Source organism: Amycolatopsis sp. NPDC049688 (assembly GCF_040674975.1).
Lineage (GTDB): Bacteria > Actinomycetota > Actinomycetes > Mycobacteriales > Pseudonocardiaceae > Amycolatopsis.
Genome location: NZ_JBFANY010000001.1, coordinates 79,548 through 99,381 on the forward strand (window position 1 = coordinate 79,548; position 19,834 = coordinate 99,381).

Sequence of the window (19,834 nt, forward strand, 5' to 3'; positions counted from 1 at the left end):
CGTTGGCCACCGCACAGGCACGAGCGTCGGACTTGGCGGCTGCCCGAAACCAGCTCGTCGCCGCCGTCCGCGCAGTGGTGGGCGAGACAATGACCGCCGAAGCAATCCAGGACCTGCTCGGCCGGGCCCGCGCCTGGAGCCCGAACGCCGCCCGAGAGCTCGCCGCCCACCTGGCCGACGCCCCAGACGCGCTCACCGCGCCCTCGCCGCGCTGCCCGGCGTCCTTGCCGCGGCTGCTGCGGTTGCTGGACGCGGCAGGTCACGGTGAGGCGATCACCCTGCTCGGCTGCGCACGGTGCGGCCGGACCAACGGGGCGCTGGACCGCCCGACGTCCGAGGGCCGCTGTTGCGGCTGGTGTGCGACGCGGAACAACCGCCGCCGCTGCGCCCGGTGCGGACAGGACGGCCACATCGTCACCCGCCACGCCACCGAGGGACCGATCTGCCGACGCTGCTACCGCAATGACTCCACGTTGTTCACCGTCTGCGCAGGCTGCGGCCGACAGCGGATGCGCGCGTACCGCCGCGCCGACGGAGCGATTCTCTGCCAGACCTGCGCCCCCAGACGCCTCTACGAGTGCGTCCGCTGCCACCGTCAGCGGCCGGCTGCAGCGCACACCGTCGACGGCCCGCTCTGCCCGTCGTGCTACGACACCACCCCGCGCCGCTGCGGGAAGTGCGGCGAGGTCCGATCGATCGCGAAACGCGCCACCACCGAGGAACCCGACACGTGCTACCGCTGCTACCGCCACCTCGGAGCCTGTGTCGTCTGCGGCCGCGTCCGCGACGGAAGCCTCGTCCACGGCAGGGGATTTCACTGCACCGGCTGTTACCCGTATCTGCGCCGCCAGTGCGACGAGTGCGGCCGGACCGCGCGGACCGCCGCATTCTGGCCGCGCGGCGCGCTGTGCCCGAGCTGCTACCGCCGCCACGTGCGCACGCCGGGCACCTGTGCGGCGTGCGGAACAATCCACGTGCTGGTCGGACGTTCCCCAGACGGTGCTGAGGTTTGCGGCCCATGCTGCGGCGTCGACATCGACTTCGCCTGCCGCCGCTGCGGTCACCCGGGTGACCTCTATGCCGAGGGCTGCTGTGCTCGCTGCGTCATGCGCGACCGCGTCCACGACCTGCTCAGCCAGCCCGACGGGATTCTCGACCCGCAGCTGCGGCCGCTCGCCGAAGCGCTCGGCGCGGTCGAACACCCGCGCTCCATCCTGAACTGGCTACGCAAGAGCCCCGCCGCGACCCTGCTCACCACGCTTGCTGCTGACCAGGCCGAGATCACCCACGACCGCCTCGACCGACTTCCCCAGGACCGGGGCACCCACCACGTCCGGGCCATGCTGGTGACCACCGGCATCCTCCCCGAACGCCCTGAACACCTTGCCCAACTCACCCTCTGGGCCACTACACAGCTCGAAGCCCTCCCACCCGCCCACACGCGGGTTCTGCGGCCCTTCGTCGAGTGGGACGTGCTCCGCGCCGCCCGACGACGCGCCGCACGCGGCCGCCACACCGAGCGTTCCGCGGTCCACGACCGCCGTGTCGTCCGGGCCGCCACCGACTTCCTGAACTGGCTCGATTCCCGCCAGCTCACGCTGGGCACGCTCACCCAGGAACACCTCGACCTCTGGCACGAGTGCCACCCGGCTCAGCGGAGCGAGATCCGTCGGTTCCTACGGTGGGCCGCAGCCCGCCACCTCATCGGCCTGCTCACGCTGCCGCCGCGGCACGCCACCCGATTCTCCCGATTCCTCAGCGATGCCGAACAGCACGAGCAACTCCTGCGCTGTCTCAATGACGACACCTTGCCCCTGCAGGTCCGTATCGTCGGTGCCCTGATCCGGCTCTACGGCCTGCCCGTTTCCCGCATCGTCGCTCTCACCGCCGACCGATTCCACCGCGACGAGAACCGTGCCTACCTCAACCTCGACCGCCATCCCGTCCTGCTGCCCCCAAGACTGGCTCGCCTTATCGAGGAACAGATCGCCCGGCCACGCCGATACTTCGTGCTGCAGCGATCAACCGACTCCGACTGCCGGTATCTGTTTCCCGGTCAGCCGCCTCACCTGCCACGCAGCGCCAGCAGCGTTTGCCACCTCCTGCGCAGACACCATCTGCCCGTCGCACCGGCCCGGAATACCGCCATGCTCGAAGCGGCCACCACGCTCCCGCCGATCGTGCTTAGCGACCTGTTCGGCATCAGCACTACCACCGCCAACGCATGGTCTACCTACAGCCAGACAAACTGGGTGGAATTCCTCACAGCGGGCGAAACCTCACCGAGACCGCAGCGCTAATAGCATCGAGTGGACTCGATGCCGTGCGGGCAACCAGCACGGAATCCAGCCGCAGCTCGCGCGGCGGCCGGCCGGAAGGGTCCGAAGCCGGGGCGCGGTCCTGCTGACCACCGGTCCGAGGTCGGGCGCTGATTTCGAGTTCAGCGTCTCGCAACGCCGGTGGCGCGGCCTCGCTCAGGACGGTTTCGCCCACCTGGGTGCCGCGAGGTCGTCGCGACCAGCGGGCGTGGGGCCGCTGCTCGCCCGCGCAGCGTCGCGCTGCACCTCCCTGAGCCGGCACCCGAATCCCGCCGGCGCCTCCAGCGAGGCGACTTCGATCAGACGAGCGTGTTCCCGGGCGGTAGGCATGGCGGAGGCCGACGAGGTTCCCGGCAACGTCCCCCCGCGATTCGTGACAACCGGAGGGCCATGACGGTGAAGCCCACCGTCATGGCCCTCTTGCTGACAACGATCATCCGCCGCTCAGACCGACCGTTGCCGAACTGGGTTCACCGATCAGGGAGTAAAGGGATAGATGTAACCGGCAAGTTGGTAATCGGGGCTGCTATGGTCGAGGACCACCCACCAAGTCTGCCCGTTGGATTGGACCGAGAACTGTGGCTGCATCCAATGGCCCTCATTGATCACACCATAACCACAACTCGCCAATGGACAGCTGTGCGCCCAGTAGGTGGTCGGCGCAGACCGACTGGGCAGCCCAACATTGGCGCAGTTGTCGAAGTCTTCCGTGGGAGACAGGGCGTCTTCGGAAACGTAGCCGACGATCTGCACCGCCGGGTCCCACGGCGCCGAGGTGGTGACGAGGTCCCAGAGGATTCCCTCATGGGACACCCAGCAGTACGCCTTGGCCGCCGTATGTGCTCCAACCGCGTGGTAGCCACAGTGCATCGCCGCACACTGGTGCACCCATGCCGGCTTGGTGATTTCTGTAGGTGTTGTATTTGTTCCTGCCGGGGACTGCGTTGCCGCGCTCGCGCTGGACGCGACCATAGCCCCCGCACTGAAAATGAGCGCAAAAAGAACAGCCAAGTGTTTCAACCTGCCCATACTGCCAACTCCTCATGATTGTCGACTGCCGGTCGACCTCAGGTGCTCGGCCCGCCGAGGCGATCGACCGGAACTCGTAGCGGGCGGGCCCGTTCGCGTGAAAAGGGTTTGCGTGATCGGCCAAAGACCTCGGCGAACCCGCCATCGCGCCGAATTAACTCAACATAGCTGCACGAAATATTTCTGCCCCACTCGTCGATTCACCTATCGCACGACCGCGGGTGGAGGCTCTGTCAGTCAATCGGTTCACGCTCGCCGAGGCCAGGTCGCGGACCGGCCACATATGGCCGGTTGTGCGCTATCGTCGACGGAGAGGGAGATATTGGACCCTTCGAGGGGATGAGGGTGGAGGACGAGAACGGCTCGGTGGTGCGGCGGCTTCGGTTGCGGGCCGGGTTGACGCAGGAGGGGCTGGCGGAGCGGTCCGGCGTGTCGGTCCGGACCATCCGGGGGATCGAAACCGGGAATCGGCGCAATCCCCAGCTTGCTTCGTTGGTGCAGTTGGCGGATGCGCTCGAGCTTTCGGCGGACGATCGTGACGACTTGTTGGTGGCGCTGGGTGCGGCGCCGTCGCCGGCCATCGCACCGCCGGTGCCCCGGCAGTTGCCGTCCGCGCCGCGCGGGTTCGCTGGACGAGCCGAGGAGCTGACAGCCCTACAACAGACAGCGGATACTGCAGCTGGTGACAGGCGGAGCGCCGTCATTACTGTGATTGCGGGTGCCGGGGGCATCGGCAAGACGTGGCTGGCGCTGCGGTGGGCGCACGATCATTTGGACTTGTTCCCGGACGGGCAGCTGTTCGTCGATCTGCGGGGGTTCAGTCCCGACGGTGATCCGGTGGACCCGCTGGCCGTGGTGCGCCGGTTCCTCGCCGCGCTCGGCGTGGATCCGGCAGCGCTGGTCGGTGGTCTAGATGAACTCGCCGCCCTGTATCGCAGCCAGGTCGCCGAGAGGCGGATGCTAATTGTGCTGGACAACGCCGCCACCGCCGACCAGGTCATCCCGCTGCTACCAGGCAGCCCTTCCTGCACCATCCTGGTCACCAGCCGCCACCGTCTACCGACGCTGCTCGTCCGCCACAGCGCTCGATCACTGTCCCTGGACGTGCTCACCGCGACGGAGTCGCGCGCTCTGCTGACCAACGCTCTGGGAGCCGACCGCGTCGCCTCCGACGAGCAGGCCGTCGCCGACCTGGTCGCCTTGTGTGGCGGCTTCCCTCTCGCTCTCGGCCTGGTCGCTGCCCGCCCCCATCTCCCGTCGGCCGAGTTGGTCGCCGAACTGCGCCAGACCGGGATCGAAGCTTTGGACGGCGAAGCGCCGTGGGTGAACCTGTCAGCGGTGCTGTCCTGGTCGCTGCGCTACCTGACCTGTGAGCAGCGCACCGCGTTCGCACTGCTCGGCGTCGCTCCCGGACCCGACCACGGACTACCCGCTGCAGCCTCGCTCAGCGGTGCGTCGCTCTCCCAGGCCCGCAGGACGCTGCGTGCCCTGGAGGACGCCTTCCTGATCGACCGCCGCCCGAATGGTCGCTACGGCATGCACGACCTCGTTCGCGAGTACGCCATCACCGCCGCACGCCACGAAGTGACCGAATTGGCAACGCAGGTGGCCCTGCGACGAGTGTTCGACTTCTATCTGCACACAGCGCACAACGCCTACCTCGCGTTGGCCCCCACCCGCGTCCCCATCCCCATGCCCCGTCCCGCGCCAGGCTCGGTTCCATTGAGACCCGCGAATACACGCGCCGAAGCGATGCGCTGGTTCGACTCTGAGTATCCTACGCTGCTCGCCATCCAACGCTCCGCCCTCGACCGACGAGAGTACGACCACACCTGGAAGCTTGCCGTCGTCCTCGGCAAGTACCTCCTGCGCCGCGGCCTGCTCCAGGACTGTCTGACCGTGTGGCGTCTCGGTCACGCCGCATCACCGCATTCCGACGATCCGACCGGTGAAGTCACCACCTTGCGCGGCCTCGGCTTGGCACACTCGCGTACAGGCAACTACCCGGACGCACTCGTCCATCTCCACCAATCACTCCGGGTCGCACAGGACGACATCGAACGGGCCCACACCCACTACGCCCTGGCGGAGGCGGCCTTGGCCCATAACGACGTGGACCTTGGCCTCCGCCATGCCCGACACGCCGTGCGCGGCTACCGCCATGTCGAGCAGCCGGTGCGCGCGGCCGCAGCCCTGGGCATGCTCGGCGCCCTGCGCAGCGCCGTCGGCGACCACCGCGCGGCCGAAAGCCGCTGCACACGAGCGCTGAGACTGCAACGCCAGCACAACGACCACACCGGTCAAGCCTCCACGCTAAGCATCCTGGGCGCCAGCGCCGACGCCACCGGACATCACCACATCGCCCTTGACCGCTACACCGAGGCGTTGACCCTGTTCCGGGAGACTGACAACACCCACCAGGTGGCAGAAACCCTGGAACACCTCGCACGCACCCACTCGAAACTCGATCAGTCTGACCAAGAACACGCGGTACTGCGGGAAGCCCTCGAGCTATATCGGCAACAAGGCCGCGACGCCGACGCCCGGCGAATACAACGACAACTCGACGACCACACCATGAGAAGGTGCCGTTGAGAGTCTCCAGGCGCCGTCCACCGTCAACCCAGCCGACGGTTACCGCCCGATCAGACCAACCCTACTTCTCGTGCGAGCATGCTGCGAGGTTGTCTGCAGTCGCATGACTTGCACAGACGAATACTGCCGGTTTGAATACCGCACGTCCGCCAGTCGGTGGCGAACTGCGTCAGTCGTTGATCGCTGCGCACACGCTGCGCGACCGCCCGGCCTGGACCGAGGTCTCGGAAGGCTGAGGCCTTCGCAGTGTTCAGCCCAGCGTCTCGCCTCGGAAGAACTGTCGGCTTGGGAGAACGAGACCAATCAGCGAAAGCGCGATGAACACGACCTGGTGGACGTGGTCCTTTCCGGGCGGCAGGCTGCCGAGCAGGTGCGCGAGCCAGAACGCCGGATAGAACCAGAGCGCGAACCACGCCCACCGCTCGCGGCGCCGGAAGTGCACCGCGGCCAGTAGGACGCCGAACAGGCCCAGCCCGATCGAGGCGAGTCCGTCCGGCCCCATGGCGGGTCGCTGCGCGAAGCACTGCGGCTGCTGCCCGACGTGCTGCGGCTCGTCCGGCGCCTCGTCGGCGACAAGCGTTGCCCCGGGGCGTGCGGGTCCGGCTCGGCCTGCTGCTGGCCTACCTGGCCCTGCCCATTGACCTTGTCCCCGACTTCAATCCCGTGCTCGGCTACGCCGACGACGCCATCGTCGTCACCGCGGTCCTGCGCAGCGTCGTCCGCCGCGCCGGGCTCGAGGCTGTCCGTGCGCACTGGCCCGGCACCGACGACGGCTTCGACGCCCTTGCCCGCCTGACTGGAATCCGGGCCTCATCAGGCTGATCGAGCGTCGCCGTGGCCGACGTCGGACTCTGCGGTCGGTCCCGCTACAGTCGGCCGCCTTGACGGGCGGCACGGGGAAGTGGCGGTGGGGGCTTGGGCGTGGCTGCCTCGACGGAGGCCGACGGGTTCGACCTTCGCTTCCGGGCCGGTGATGGTGTACGGCGGTGCGAGCTCGCTCAGGCTGCCGAGGTCGCCTTTGAGACGCTCGCGCCGGTGCGGTCGTTTCCCGCGTTTCGCGGCCAGCGCAACAACACCGGCTGGTGGTGGGTGGCCACGACTGCCCGGCATGTGGGCTATGAGTCCTGGCTGGAGCGCGATCACCTGATCCGGCTCGATTTCACCCCGCGTGTTGTGGGGATTGCGTCGCAACCGTTCTGGCTGTCCTGGCCCGAGGGCGCAGGTCGACGTTCGCACGTGCCCGACTACTTCGCTCGGCTCGCCGATGGCACCGGCATCGTGATCGACTGCCGACCGCGGCAGCGAGTAGGACCTCGGGATGCCGCAGCCTTCGCGGCTACCGAACGCGCCTGCGCTCAGCTGGGGTGGCGTTACCAACTGGCTCACGAGCTGCCGGCCACGCGGATGGCCAACCTGCGATGGCTCGCCGGCTACCGGCATCCTCGCTACCGGCGCGGTGAGGTCGCCGCCGACGCTGTCCAGGCCGCGACCGCGCCGCTGTACGTTCTCGACTTGGCTCAGCGTCTCGGCGATCCGATCGGCACCTTGCCTGTGCTGTTCCACCTGCTCTGGAGCGGCGAGCTGGACGCCGACTTGTCCTTGCCGCTGCACGGGGACACGATGATCGTCGCGCCCGGAGCGTCCAGTGACTGAACCTGGTACTGCTCTGCGGCCCGGAGACCGGCTACAGACGGACGGCAGAATGTGGACGGTCACCGCGATCGGCGCCACCGTCCGCTTGGTTGACGACGCCGGCCACACAGAGCTCGTGCTGCTCGCGGCGTTGCTCGCCGCACCTGACCTGGAACTGATCGACAGCGCGCCCGCGCGCGGGACTCGGCTGACCGCGGTCGGCCTGCTCGAACAACTTTCCACCGGGGTGCTGGAACGCGCCCGCGAATGGGAACGGCACGTCATCGAAGCCGAGACAGGTTTCGCGCCGGACGCCACGACCGCACGACCCGGATTCGAGCCGTCCCGGACCACCGTGGCCGAGCGCGACACGGCGAAAGCCGGCGAACTGACAGCAGCCGGCGTTCCGACGACGGCGCGGACGATCAAGCGGATGCGGCTGCGCTACCGCGCTCAGGGATTGCTCGGCCTGGTCGATCACCGCTCGTTGCGCGTCTCCAACCCGGTCGGGCGGGTCGACCCGCGGGTCGTCGCCGCAGCCCGCGCAGCGATCGGGCGCGAAACCCGCCGCTCGACCGGCACCAAGTCGCGGCTATGGCGGGTCGTGCAGGCCGATCTGGCCGCCGAGCACGGTTCGGACGTGGTGCCGCTGCCCTCGCAACGGACCTTCGAACGGCTCCTCGACGTCCTCTCCGCCGGTCAACACACATTCGGATCGGCGACCACCCGCCGCACACAGGCCAACCGGCCGGTCGGCCCGTTCACGCCGACCGCGGCGAGCCGCCCGGGCGAGGTGGTGCAAATCGATACCACGCCGCTGGACGTGATGGCGGTGCTCGACGACGGCGTCGTCGGACGAGTCGAGCTGACCATCGCCCTCGATGTCGCCACCCGGACTATCGCCGCGGCGGTGTTACGCCCGTACGGCACCAAGGCCGTCGACGCGTCGCTGCTGCTCGCGCGGACACTCGTGCCCGAGCCCATGCGGCCCGGCTGGTCGGACGCACTGGCCATGGCTCATTCCCAGATCCCGTACGAGCGCCTGCTGCCGCTGGACACCCGGCTGCAGCCGCCGCGGCCAAACCGGTGATCGTGCCCGAGACGGTCGTCATCGACCGCGGCCGGACGTTCCTATCCGAGACGTTCCTGAGGGCCTGCGAACGGCTCGGAATCTCCGTGCAGCCCGCGCACCCGCGAACCCCGACCGACAAGGGTGTCGTCGAGCGGACGTTCGGCTCCATCAACACCTTGTTCTGCCAGCACGTCGCCGGCTACACCGGTCCCTCGGTCACCCGCCGCGGCAGCGACGTCGACGAGCGGACCGTCTGGACACTGCCGCAGCTGCAGGACCTGTTCGACGAATGGGTCCTGGCCGGGTGGCAGCCCCGCCCGCACGACAGCCTCCGTGACCCGCACCTGCCCGCCCACCCGCTGTCCCCGAACGAAATGTTCGCCGCCCTGGTCACTGCCGCCGGCTATGTACCTCTGCCCTTGGTCGGCGAGGACTATCTCGAGCTGCTGCCGGTGGCCTGGCGACGAATCGGCGCCGACGGCATCCACCTGGACCACCGCACCTACGACAGCAAGCACCTAAACCCGTTGCGACACCAGCACTCCGGGAACACGACGCAGGACGGCCGCTGGCCGGTGCACCACGATCCCTATGACCTGTCCACGGTCTGGATCCGGGACACCGCAACCGGAGGCTGGATCACCGCGCAATGGACGCACGCCCACCTCGTCGGGCGCCCGTTCGCCGACTTCACCTGGCGAGCAGCACGCAAGATCGTCAGCGACCGCGGCGGCGACCCGACCCACCAGGCCGCGGTCGCGGCCGCGCTGGACACGTTGCTCACCCTCGCCGACCGCGGACCCACAGGCCAGCGGCGCGCCGCCGCCCGCACCCGCTCGGCCCCCTCCGGGCTACCCGCAGCGGAACTCGGCGCCCTGCGGCCGTCACCCCGGGATGAGGCGCCGGCCATGGAGGACCTCGCGCCCTCGCGGCTCGCCGAGGTCATCCCGTTCGGCGTGTTCGATCCGGCCGCCGAGGAGCCGAACTAGTGCCCGAACCCACGATCGCTTCCCGCGGCGGCAGTCTCACCACGCGGCATGGCTGGAGCAGCTTCGTCGACGACACTCCGACGCCACCGGAGTTGCTACTCGAACTGCAGTGGCGCGAACTCGACAACACCGACCGCGAAGTTTACGACGAGGCACGAATCCGTCACCACGCTCGCCTTGTTACCGTCGCGACCACGCTGGTCAGCGACATCACCCGCACCGGAAGACGTCTGACGCTCCTCAACCGCGACCAGACCTCAGCGCGACGCGGCCTGATCGTGTCCGGCGAACCCGGCACCGGCAAAACCACCGCGATCACCCAGCTCGGCAAACACCACGAGATCACCGCCCGCCGACGCCGCGGCGATGTCCCCGGACCATTTCTGCCGGTCGTCTACGTCACGGTCCCGCCGGCGGCGACGCCGAAGATGTTGGCCGGAGAGTTCGCGCGCTTCCTCGGCCTCCCGATCCGGCGCTACAGCAACCAGGCCCAGATCACCACAGCGTTTGCGACCTGCTCAACCGCGCCGGTACTGACCTGGTCCTTGTCGATGAGATCCATAACATCGCCTTCCACACCCGCAACGGCGCCGAGGCTTCCGACCAGCTGAAGTACCTCGCCGAACGCATCAACGCCACCTTCGTCTACGCCGGCATCGACGTCGAAGCACAAGGCCTGTTCACCGGCGTCCGCGGCCGCCAGATCGCCGGCCGGTTCAGCGCGATCGCCACCCGGCCGTTCGGCAACACCACGACTGTCGAACGCGACCATTGGCGAGCCCTCGTTGCGACGCTCGAACAAGCACTGCGCCTACATCGCCTGACGCCCGGTGACCTCCTGCGCCACGCTGACCTGCTCCACGACCGCACCGGCGGCATGATCGGCAGCCTGTCTCACCTCATTCGCGACGCCGCCGTCGATGCCATCCTCAGCGGCTCGGAAACCATCACGAAGACTGCCCTCACCGCGATCCGACTCGACCATGCAGCCGAGGACCGCTCCGCCCGGTCACGCCGACGCTCACCAGCAGCCTCTTGATCACCGATGTCGAGCCGGTGCCGGGCCCGTACCTGTTCAGCGTTCGACCTGCCGACGGCGAGTTGGGTGCCTCCTACCTGGCGCGCCTCGCCGCGGTCAACAACCTCCACCCCCGGCAGGTGCTCAACCAGATCATCGGGACCATCGACGGCCCACTGGTCGACAACCAGCGCTTCTCCCGACGACGTCTCGAACTCAACCGGCTCGCCCTTGCACGACTTTCCCAGCTCAGCGGGCGTACCGGACGCGCACTTCTGCTTGCGCTGACCGTCACGATGCTGCCCGGCAGCTGGAATCGTCCCGTCGCGCGCCTGCGGCAACAACGGCAGCGGCGACCGTGGGCGTGGTCGCCGGTGAATGGCTGTGCACGCTGCTCGACCGGCATCGGCATCGCACCGATGCCGATCATCGAGTTCCGCGACGATCTGGTCTTCTGTCGTCGACATTGGCTCTGGCTCGCCGACCAGCACGATCAGCGACCGTTTCCGATCGACGCCGATCCGGAGCTTCGTGCCGCCGTCACGTTGCTGCGCCGGACGTTCCGGCTCTACGGGCTCAAAACTCATCGCGCCTTCAACGTCGCCCACGCCATCTGGGCCACGCATCAGTCCGACCATGGACGGTCTGACTTCGTCCGAGATCGGTGGGCGAGCCGCGCGAAGAGCTTGGGGATGAACTCCGGCGTCACGACACTGGCACCCCGATACCCCGACATCGCCGCCCTTACCGCGATGATCGCCACGCCCGCCTGGAAAATCGCTGCGGGCCATCGCCGTCAAGATCCAAACGATCCACGCCCCGGCCTTACCGAGTTCGTCACGGAACTGGGCCGGCGCATCGGTCACCCAGATCCCGGGCGCTTCGCCACTTGCCCCGGCGCGATCGGCCAATGGGCTCTTACCCTCCGCAACTTCCACCCCGACCGCGATCGCCTCGAGCTGGCGGGGCCGATCGACATCAACCTTCATATCCGCCGGAAGTCACTGAAAAAGGCCAGGTAGCTCGATGTAGAAGTCGGTCAGCTGCGACGGAGGATCTGTCCCGGCTCTGCTCAGCGGGCTGGACCAGCTCAAACTTCAGTCCCTCGACAACGACGTGGGACGGCGACAACGCGCCGGACCTCACTAAGGCCACCGCCTACGCGGTGGAGGGCAGCAGGAGAGGTGACCGCTGGTACGTCCGCCCGACGGCGCCGTCCGCTATCGACGAGCTGACGGAACCTTCGCCCCGCTTGAAGATGCCGGTGGTCAGCGCCGTTCCCAGCCCGCTCTCGTCGACCACGCCCGGCCGCCGCTGCGCGGTCGCAGGAGCGAGATAGCCAGCCGCCGACCAGACACGAAATCGGGCGTGCGAGCCCGGAGCGGGCGTACCTCGTCCTGACAACCCGGGCAGCGCCGGAAGGGTGGCGTGCGGCAGCCGGACGGATACCTTTCGCAGTCGGTGCTTCCGGCGGAGCTGCGAGTGGGTATAGCGTCCAGACGAGCCTCAGTTCAGTGATACGCGCATCCGTCAAATTCACCCAGGGTGCCCTGCAGTCGGCGCCGTGATCGTGCGAGGCCGCCATGCCATCGGTCCGTGGAACAGTGATCCTCAGCGAAACCGGAGCCGGTCTCGACGGGCTCGTGGTCGGCGTCGTGGACGTCGGCAACGCCGTGGTGCGGCTGTCGCGGCGCAAGCAGGTGAACGGCAGGCGGCTCGGATCTGTCGTCACCGCGGGCGGCGGGCGATTCACGCTCACCTTCGACGAGCCCACTGGCACCGGTTCGCCGCCGCCGAAGCGCAATCTCGTCGTGGTGGTTTCGGCGCCGGACGCCAACCGGCAGACACGGCCGCTGTTCGTCTCGCAGGTCGCTCGTGTCGACGCGGGTGACGTGGAGGAGTTCGTCATCGCCGTGTCCACGGCCGAGGCATTGGCCGGTGGCGTGCGCGTGCCGACCGAGATCCTGGGCGGGACGGCCGCACTGACGACTGGTCTGCTGAACGACCGGCTGACGACACAGCTCGGTGCCACGCTTCGCCGGGCGTCGCGAGCCCGTATCGCGCAGGAGCGCAACACCGCGGCCGCGTTCCAGAAGTTCCGCAAGGCGCTCATCGCGCACCTGTCACCGGCGCCTGCGGATGTCCGCGACACGGCCCGGCGGGTCACCGGCCCGGCGGAGGTGCTGCCCAAGAACCGGGCCGCGATCGCCGACGGTGTGCGTGACCGGTTCCAGCCGGGCGCTTCCCGGGAGTTGCGGATCACCACGCGCTTCCACCTGAACCCGAGTCAGAAGGCCAGGCTCGACGCGATCCTCCAGCGCTCGTCCGGGACCGGGACGGATGCCACGCCGACCGGCGCCGCGCCGGCCGACCGCACGCCTGTGGCTGTCCCGCAGGGGTTGGACCAGGTGGAGATGGCGACGGTCCTGGCGGACACCGGACGGGCCGCCGAACCTCCGGTGATGCTTTATGACCGGCCGCCGGTGCTGCGCCAGTCGTTGTCGATGACCACTCGGGAGGCGGCCGCCGCGGCGCTGCTCGACCCGGCACCACAGCAGGGAACGGGCAACGGTGCCGGTCCGGCGGCGCCGGGCAGCCTGACCGCGCTGCTGAGCACCAACCCGCCGGCGGGTGCAGGCGAAACGCCGACGGCAGAAGACGACGGCCCGGGCTCACGCACGCGCGCCGCCGACGGCAGCATCCAGGATCACCTGTTCCGGCTGCTCGACGGCGTCACGGCACCCGAGGACCCGATCACGCCGCCTGGCGGGCCCGCCACGGGCAGAGCCACCCAGAGCGACCTGCAGGCCGCGGTCGACGGCTTCGCAGTACGTCCCGGCCCGGCCGACGTCCCGGCCCTGTTCGACTTCCACAAGCTGCAGATTGTCTTCGAGCACATCTGGCAGGACGTCGTCGACGAGGACATCCTGGACCTCGCCGCAGAGGCGTACCGCGAGATCCGCCAGTCTGGCGGATCGCCGACGCTGACCAAGGGCGCCGATCCGGTCCGGGCCCTCGAGGATGAGGCGATGCTCGTGCGCCGCGCGAGCGGACAGCCGGTGTCGGGCGGCGACATGTTCCGCGCGCTGGCGATGCAGCCGTTCGGTCGCCCTACGCTGCGAACACCCGTGGACCAGGCGTCGACCGCTTACCCGGGCGGCGAGAAGTTCGCCCCGCCGGACCCTCCCGCGGAGCTGCTGGACCGGCTGAAGCGGATGATCGACCAGGCGTACCCGTTCACGGTGTACGGTGCCGGGGCCGGGTCGCGCAGCGTCAACTTCGGCATCGTGCTGACGTACCGCCAGACCTGGACGCCCGTCACGTATCAGGTCGGCCGGCTCGTCGGGTCGCTCCCGCTGGCGCCGGGGGAGTCCCGCAAGGTTGTCAGACGCGACGTCGTGCGGCGCAAACGTGCCGAGCGGACGGCGCAGCGCTGGGACAGCGCCGAGCGCGACGAGTCGACCAGCACCTCACGCGCCGAGTCGGAGATCGTTGCGAAGGCCATGGCCAAGACCAACTTCCAGCTGACCGCGAACGGCACATACAACCTGGGCATCGCCGACGGGGACTCCTCGACCGTGCTCGGCCGGGACGCCGCGACCGACAGCGCGGACACCAAGCGCACCTTCCGCGAGGCCGTCGTCCGCGCGGTCCACGAGTACAAGCAGGAGCGCAGCACCGAGCTGACCACCGACGACAGCACCGAGACCGAGAGCAGCACCACCCACGAGATCAAGAACGACAACAACGAACTGCACGTGACGTACCTGTTCTACGAACTGCAGCGGCGGTACCGGCTGCACGAGCGACTGCACCGCGTCACGCCGGTCGTGCTCGTGGCACAGGAGGTGCCCAACCCGCGGTCGATCACCGACGAGTGGGTGCTCGCGCACGACTGGATCATCCGCCGGGTGCTGCTGGACGAGCAACTGCTGCCAGCCCTGGAATACCTGGCCGCCCGCGTGGCCGGTGACCGCGTGGCGGTGCAGGCGCTGTTCACCGATGTACAGGCGCAGCGAACCCTGGTGACCACGCTGCAGGGCAACGTGACCACGATGCAGCGCGAGGCGAGCACCCGGTACGAAGCCCTGCTGACCGCCATCGAACAGCGGGCCGGCGAGATCGAGAGCGAGGACGAGGACGGGTTCCTCAAGGACACGGCCCAGTTCTTCGGCGGCGGCGGCCAGAGCACGGAGGCGGCGAAGATCCGCGAGGACGCCGCAAGGGACGCGCAGCAACGGGCGATCGACGAGCTCAAGGAGCTGCAGATGCGGCTGCAGCGTGAGGTGACCGCGCTCAACGAGCTCACGGAGCGCTACGCGCGGCTGTCCAGCGACCATCGCAACCGGGAGGTACAGGTCGCCCGGCTCCGGCTGCACATCAAGCAGAACATCCTGCACTACATGCAGGCCGTGTGGTCGTTCGAGGTGCCGCACCAGCGGTACCTGCGGCTGCATCAGGTCCGGGTGCCACGGTTCGTGGACAGCGGCACGACGAGCACGCCGACCGGTCAGCATCCGGACGGACAGCTCGTCGGCGTCGATCCCGCGACCGGCGCGCTGATGACGACCACCGGGGTCGAGATGACCGTGACGCCGCACCTGTCGATCGACACCACCGACGACCTGCTCAGTGAGATCGCCGACATCGACCAACTCCTGGGCTTCCACGGCAACTACATGATCTTCCCGTTGAAACAGCAGAACCCCCTCACCCGCATCCTGACCGTCCCGTACGTCGACGCGGGCTGGCGATTGATGGACCCCGACGAACCGCATGGCATGACGCTCGACGAGTTCGCCGAGTACGTCCAGCTGCTGCATGAGCGGCTGTCCGCGGCGGAGTTCGACAAGGCCCGGCCCGCGCTCAAGGACGCCTACGCGAAGCTGCTGGAGACGCCGCTTCGGCAGGGCGAGGAGGTGGTGGTGCCGACCGACTCGCTGTACATCGACGCGCTGCCTGGCACCCGCCCCGTGCTCGAGGACTTCAAGCTGCTGCACCGCGGCCTCGACGTGCGGGTGGTGCGGGCGCAGGCGCGGCAGGCGGAGATCGAGAATCTTCGCTACGCGGCCAGGCTGCTGGACGACCGCCTCGACGATCCCGAGGTCGACAAGCGCATCGTCGTCGAGGGCGGGACCGCCACGGTAGTGGCGTCGGAGTGACGTCGCCGAACGGCACGGCGCCGGCGCCCTCACCCGAGGATCGCTCGACGCCCGTCGCCGCGAGGGGGACGAGCCAGCCCGCGAAGGCGGCCGCGACCGTGCAGCAGGACCGGGGCACCGACCCGGTGATCGCGAGCAGCTACGCGACGTCGTGGGCAAAGCTGGCGAACGAGGCACTGACGCCACCGGAGGGGTACGGGCCGCCGCCCGTCGGCACCGCCACCGCGCGGGCGGGTGCACCGGCCGGGAGTGGGAACACCGCAGTCCCGGCGACGCGGTCGCCGGCTAGACAACCCCTTCCTGCGACGCCGGCCCGGGGTGGACGGCCCGCGCCGGCATCGCGAGGACAGCAGGCTCCGAAGGCGCCGGCCGGCCGCGGAACCGTCTCCCCGGGCACGCTGGGAACCGCACCGGCGCCGCCGCCAGCGCAGCCACTTGCGCGCACGCAGGAGCAGCAGCGTTGGGCTCGCCGGTACGCCAGCCTCAGCAACGGACCGATCTCGCTGAAGCGGGCGATCGATGTCACCCGGACGTTCACGGTCGGTGACCTGCGCGCAGCCGGCATGCGGCTCGCCGAGGATCTGCCCGACAGTGCCCGTCTGCGTGACGTCCCACACCTGATCGCGTACGTCGGATCGGATGTGCTGGTGTCGTTCGACCGGTACGGCCAGCTGCACGACACGATCGTCGGCTCGGGAGCCCGCGCCTATCCGGTGCACACCTGGATCGTGCAGGGCGTGACCGGCCTCGCGGACTCGAAGGGCAGCGAACGGCTGCCGATGCCGGGCGTGTTCATCGCGACGCAGCGGCAGTACGCGATCGTCGACACCGTTGCGGGCGCCGGCTCCGACCGATCGCGTCGGATCGCGGTCCGCGACGGCAGCCACCGGATCGTGCTCATGGCATCCCAGCCGGAACGGGACGCCATCGACCGCGAAAGCGCCGACCAGCAGTTCCTGCTCGCGATCGTCAGTCCCAGCTACTGGCAGCGCCTCGACAGGATCGATTTCAGCCTGGAGACGCTGCCGCGGCTCAACCGGCTCCGCGAGATCCTCCTGAACACGGACTACGTGCGGGAGGCTCTCGGGCCGCGCTTGCAGCAGCTCAGCGCAGCCCGCCTCGCCCTCGAGGTGGCGAAGTCGCTCCTAGCGGACCTGATCAAGAGTCCGCTGCCGGGGCAGGCCGAGGACTTCCTGGACGCGTCACTACGACAACTGGCCGCGAGCCACCTGGCCCATTCCGGAGCCGTTAACGCCGAAGCGGACCTGGACGTTGCCGCCCGGGTCGTCGCGCCCGAGCTTGCCGACCTGGTCGTCGGTGCGCTCAGCGGTGCGGCAGGCAAGGCTCGCAAGAACTATGCGGCAGGCCGCAGGGCGCTGGCCAGGGCGACCGACGCCGCTGCTCCGCCACCGGCGATCAGGGGGACGCAGGTCGGAACGGGCAACGGTGTGCCGCCGCCTGTGGGTGGCGGCGATGGTGTGTCACCGCCTGCGGATGGGGGTGGGCCGGTCGGCGCCAGTGGCAGTGGTGGCCGCCCGCGGGCGGGCAGTGCGGCCGGACGCGGGACCTCCGAGGCCGCGATCGAGTTCGCCGAGCAGGTGACGCGGCAACGGGGTGTTCGACGCGAGCGCGCAGTGCGGGACGAAGCCGGGGTCTCCGTGACCGGGCCGCCGGTAAAGGGGACCGGCAGAACCAAGATCCCGCGGTCGGACGGTGGCTGGGACGGCACCCCGGGCGACTCGGGATGGGTCTCGTTCAATCTGGAGGTCATCCGCGTCACCAGCCATGAACCCGTGCCGTTCCGCAACGGGGAGCCGGTGTTCAAGCAATGGGCGGTTGCCCAGGTCGGCCTGCCCCGGATGACCGGCGCCGCCGGCAAGGATTTCCCAGCGGCGCGCATCAGGCTGCTGTGGCGGTACCCCGGCCGCTGGAAGAACCTCGAGCACGTCGAACGATGGGAGCGGGACGGCGTCGAGGACAACTTCGGGCGAAAGCTGGCCGAGCGGCACACCTGGCACCACGAACCGGATGTGGAAACGATGTCGCTCGTCCCAACGGCGCTCAACGACAACGTACCTCACCTGGGCGGAGCGTCGAAGGCGCGAGCCGGCGAGAAACCGTTCCGCTTCACGCCTGACGACTGACGGTTCCGCCCGCGGCCGGCCTTGCGAACGGGACGACCAGGCCGATCTGGACGACGCCTTTCCGTCTCCGGGCGTAACGGCGCCGCAACGGCAGGGCCACGATCGCGGGCGCGATCCGCGGCACGCTGCGCCAGATGACGGTCTCGTTCGGTCGGCGGCAGCTTCGCCCACCGGGAACCCACCTCACCCATCACCCCGTCGTGACCGGTTGACGCCCCTGGGTCCAGCACCGCTTACCCCGTGCGGGCAGCTCAGAGTTTCCGATCATCGAAGCTGGGTGCACGACCAAGAGCATCCGTAGCGGGACTTTCCCGAACGTTAGTCCTCACGGGCCGTCTATAACCTCCCCGCGAACGCTCACCGTCTGCTCCACCACCTGCGCCCGTCAGTTCGGCATCAGCCCAACCACAGCCAACGCGTGGTCCACCTACACCCAGATGAACTGGACGGAATTCCTCACAGCACAGGACGCTTCGCCGAGACCGCAGCGGTAACAGCACGGAGCGGACTCGAGGCTGTGCTGCTGCAGCCTCAGCTCTGAACACCGAAGAAGGTGTGGGCACAGTGCTAAGGCTTCTCCAGCGTCCGACCTTCTTGTTGATCCGCTTGACAGGCCGCCCGACACATTCCGCAGCGCGGTAGATAGCCGCCGTAGGTGGTCAAAAAAACTTTTCAGTCAGATCGAACCCCTTGCGGCCTGGAGGAAATTGGGCACGCCAGGGTGCTGATCGCCGGATCTTGTCTTGCCGCCCGTGTGTCGTACGCCAGGCTTTGGACTCCTCTCTGAGCTGATCGTTGCATGCGAATTAAGCGTACGCCAGTAGTACGCTCACCTGCGCCGCTGAATGTGCGAACGGCATTGGTCTCAATGTACTAATATTGAACAATCTAACAAAGCAACGGCGATTAGAGGAAGATTCACATTCGGGCCGAAGTTGTTCGGCCGACACGTGCAGTCACATCGTTGATACACAAATCGCTGGCAGTAATCAGTCCTCGCGGTGTAACGAGGTCTTCCCGAGATGCGACAGCAAGTACGCGGCCTCAACTCGTCAGCAGGGAACTCTGGACCGTGCCCAGACGATCAATAGCGAACGCGACGGCCACGAACCTGTCGATCTCGAAAGCCGACACATCCGCTGTGAAAGTCTGGGCGAGGAGGTCTTCATGGTCGTTCAACCGCTCGCCTCAGATATCCGACGCCTAGGTCTCCGGCGGGGGCGCCTGGGGCGCCGAATCTGCGCAGGCGCCGCAGTGTTCGTGCTTGTGGCCAGCCTACTGCCCTATACCCCGCGTGCCGTGCCAACAGATGTGTCGAGTCACGCGGCCAGGGGGTACGAGCCCGACCTGGACAACGACCCGCGACCGAACCCAGAACTGGTGGGCGCTCCCAGTTCGCGGCTTGTGCCCGGCCGAGTCGACCCGGTCGGTGCTTACACCACGGCCGTCGACTTCGACGTGCCGACCTACTACGGTGTGGAGCCGCTCGTGGGGTTGGCATACAGCTCGGCCGGCGGCGACGGCCTTGCTGGACCCGGTTGGTCGCTGAAGGGAGTCTCCACGATCGTTCGGACATCCCCGCGGACGGGTGCACCGAGGTACGACGGAACCGATCATTATCTGCTTGACGGTATGGATTTGTTGCCGTGTCCGCGACTAGGTGTGACGGCAGCGAGCTGTCGAGCAGGCGGCACCCACATGCCTCGGGTAGAGAACTTCACCAAGGTCAGCCGTGACGGTGACGTCTGGCGGATTTGGACGAAAGAGGGAGCTCGGTCGACGTACTCGCCGGCGCCAGGTGGCGTCGGCGGGAAACCGTACCGGTGGGTGTTGAGTCAGGTAGTAGACACCCATGGGCATGAGGTGACGTACCAG

Annotated in this window: 12 protein-coding genes and 3 pseudogenes; 12 read left to right on the top strand and 3 right to left on the bottom strand. The window is 68.4% G+C overall.

All coding sequences use genetic code 11. From position 1 onward, the window contains the following. The first annotated feature begins 2 nt into the window (after nt 1-2). On the top strand, nt 3-2,300 hold the full coding sequence (locus tag AB0J55_RS00370) for a hypothetical protein (protein WP_364240602.1): 2,298 nt from the start codon (nt 3-5) through the stop codon (nt 2,298-2,300). A 495-nt stretch (nt 2,301-2,795) separates the two neighbouring features. Here the strand turns inward: AB0J55_RS00370 and AB0J55_RS00375 are convergent, their stop codons facing one another. Further along, nucleotides 2,796-3,347: a hypothetical protein gene (locus AB0J55_RS00375; protein WP_364240605.1), complete on the bottom strand. Its 552-nt coding sequence runs from the start codon at nt 3,345-3,347 to the stop codon at nt 2,796-2,798. 345 nt (nt 3,348-3,692) lie between these two features. Here AB0J55_RS00375 and AB0J55_RS00380 point away from each other — a divergent pair, with 345 nt between their 5' ends. After that, nucleotides 3,693-5,942: a tetratricopeptide repeat protein gene (locus tag AB0J55_RS00380; RefSeq protein WP_364240608.1), complete on the top strand. Its 2,250-nt coding sequence runs from the start codon at nt 3,693-3,695 to the stop codon at nt 5,940-5,942. A gap of 250 nt (nt 5,943-6,192) precedes the next feature. Here the strand turns inward: AB0J55_RS00380 and AB0J55_RS00385 are convergent, their stop codons facing one another. Beyond that, the gene (locus tag AB0J55_RS00385) at nt 6,193-6,444 is read right to left on the bottom strand and encodes a hypothetical protein (protein WP_364240610.1); all 252 of its coding nucleotides are present in this window, start codon (nt 6,442-6,444) and stop codon (nt 6,193-6,195) included. Between AB0J55_RS00385 and AB0J55_RS00390 the strand changes: the two are divergent. The 6 genes and pseudogenes from AB0J55_RS00390 to AB0J55_RS00415 form a co-directional block, all read left to right on the top strand. Then, a pseudogene (locus tag AB0J55_RS00390) lies at nt 6,433-6,764 on the top strand (DUF1232 domain-containing protein); the annotation flags it as partial. The gene AB0J55_RS00385 and the pseudogene AB0J55_RS00390 overlap by 12 nt on opposite strands. 99 nt (nt 6,765-6,863) lie before the next feature. Beyond that, entirely contained in the window at nt 6,864-7,595 is a 732-nt protein-coding gene (locus AB0J55_RS00395) for a TnsA-like heteromeric transposase endonuclease subunit (RefSeq protein ID WP_364240612.1), read from the top strand. Between the two features lie 49 nt (nt 7,596-7,644). After that, nucleotides 7,645-8,664: a hypothetical protein gene (locus AB0J55_RS00400; RefSeq protein WP_364240614.1), complete on the top strand. Its 1,020-nt coding sequence runs from the start codon at nt 7,645-7,647 to the stop codon at nt 8,662-8,664. 2 nt (nt 8,665-8,666) lie between these two features. Beyond that, entirely contained in the window at nt 8,667-9,635 is a 969-nt protein-coding gene (locus tag AB0J55_RS00405; RefSeq protein WP_364240615.1) for a Mu transposase C-terminal domain-containing protein, read from the top strand. Next, complete coding sequence (locus AB0J55_RS00410) at nt 9,635-10,246, top strand: ATP-binding protein (RefSeq protein ID WP_364240616.1); 612 nt, start codon at nt 9,635-9,637, stop codon at nt 10,244-10,246. Before AB0J55_RS00405 ends, AB0J55_RS00410 begins: the two co-directional genes overlap by 1 nt. Then, nucleotides 10,192-10,314 (top strand): annotated as a pseudogene (locus tag AB0J55_RS00415) (hypothetical protein); the annotation flags it as partial. The gene AB0J55_RS00410 and the pseudogene AB0J55_RS00415, both read left to right, overlap by 55 nt. 132 nt (nt 10,315-10,446) lie before the next feature. Here AB0J55_RS00415 and AB0J55_RS00420 read toward each other — a convergent pair. Then, nucleotides 10,447-10,620: a hypothetical protein gene (locus tag AB0J55_RS00420; RefSeq protein WP_364240618.1), complete on the bottom strand. Its 174-nt coding sequence runs from the start codon at nt 10,618-10,620 to the stop codon at nt 10,447-10,449. A gap of 50 nt (nt 10,621-10,670) precedes the next feature. On the opposite strand from AB0J55_RS00420, the gene AB0J55_RS00425 reads away from it, so the two are divergent. The 4 genes and pseudogenes from AB0J55_RS00425 to AB0J55_RS00440 form a co-directional block, all read left to right on the top strand. Beyond that, nucleotides 10,671-11,675 (top strand): TniQ family protein, encoded by a 1,005-nt coding sequence (locus tag AB0J55_RS00425; RefSeq protein ID WP_364240620.1) that lies wholly within the window; start codon nt 10,671-10,673, stop codon nt 11,673-11,675. A 582-nt stretch (nt 11,676-12,257) separates the two neighbouring features. Further along, complete coding sequence (locus tag AB0J55_RS00430; RefSeq protein WP_364240623.1) at nt 12,258-15,815, top strand: hypothetical protein; 3,558 nt, start codon at nt 12,258-12,260, stop codon at nt 15,813-15,815. Next, a complete protein-coding gene (locus AB0J55_RS00435; RefSeq protein ID WP_364240625.1) occupies nt 15,812-17,959 on the top strand; it encodes an HNH endonuclease in 2,148 nt (715 codons plus the stop codon). Before AB0J55_RS00430 ends, AB0J55_RS00435 begins: the two co-directional genes overlap by 4 nt. 1,167 nt (nt 17,960-19,126) lie before the next feature. Then, nucleotides 19,127-19,825: pseudogene (locus AB0J55_RS00440) on the top strand (SpvB/TcaC N-terminal domain-containing protein); the annotation flags it as partial. Between the last annotated feature and the right edge of the window lie 9 nt (nt 19,826-19,834).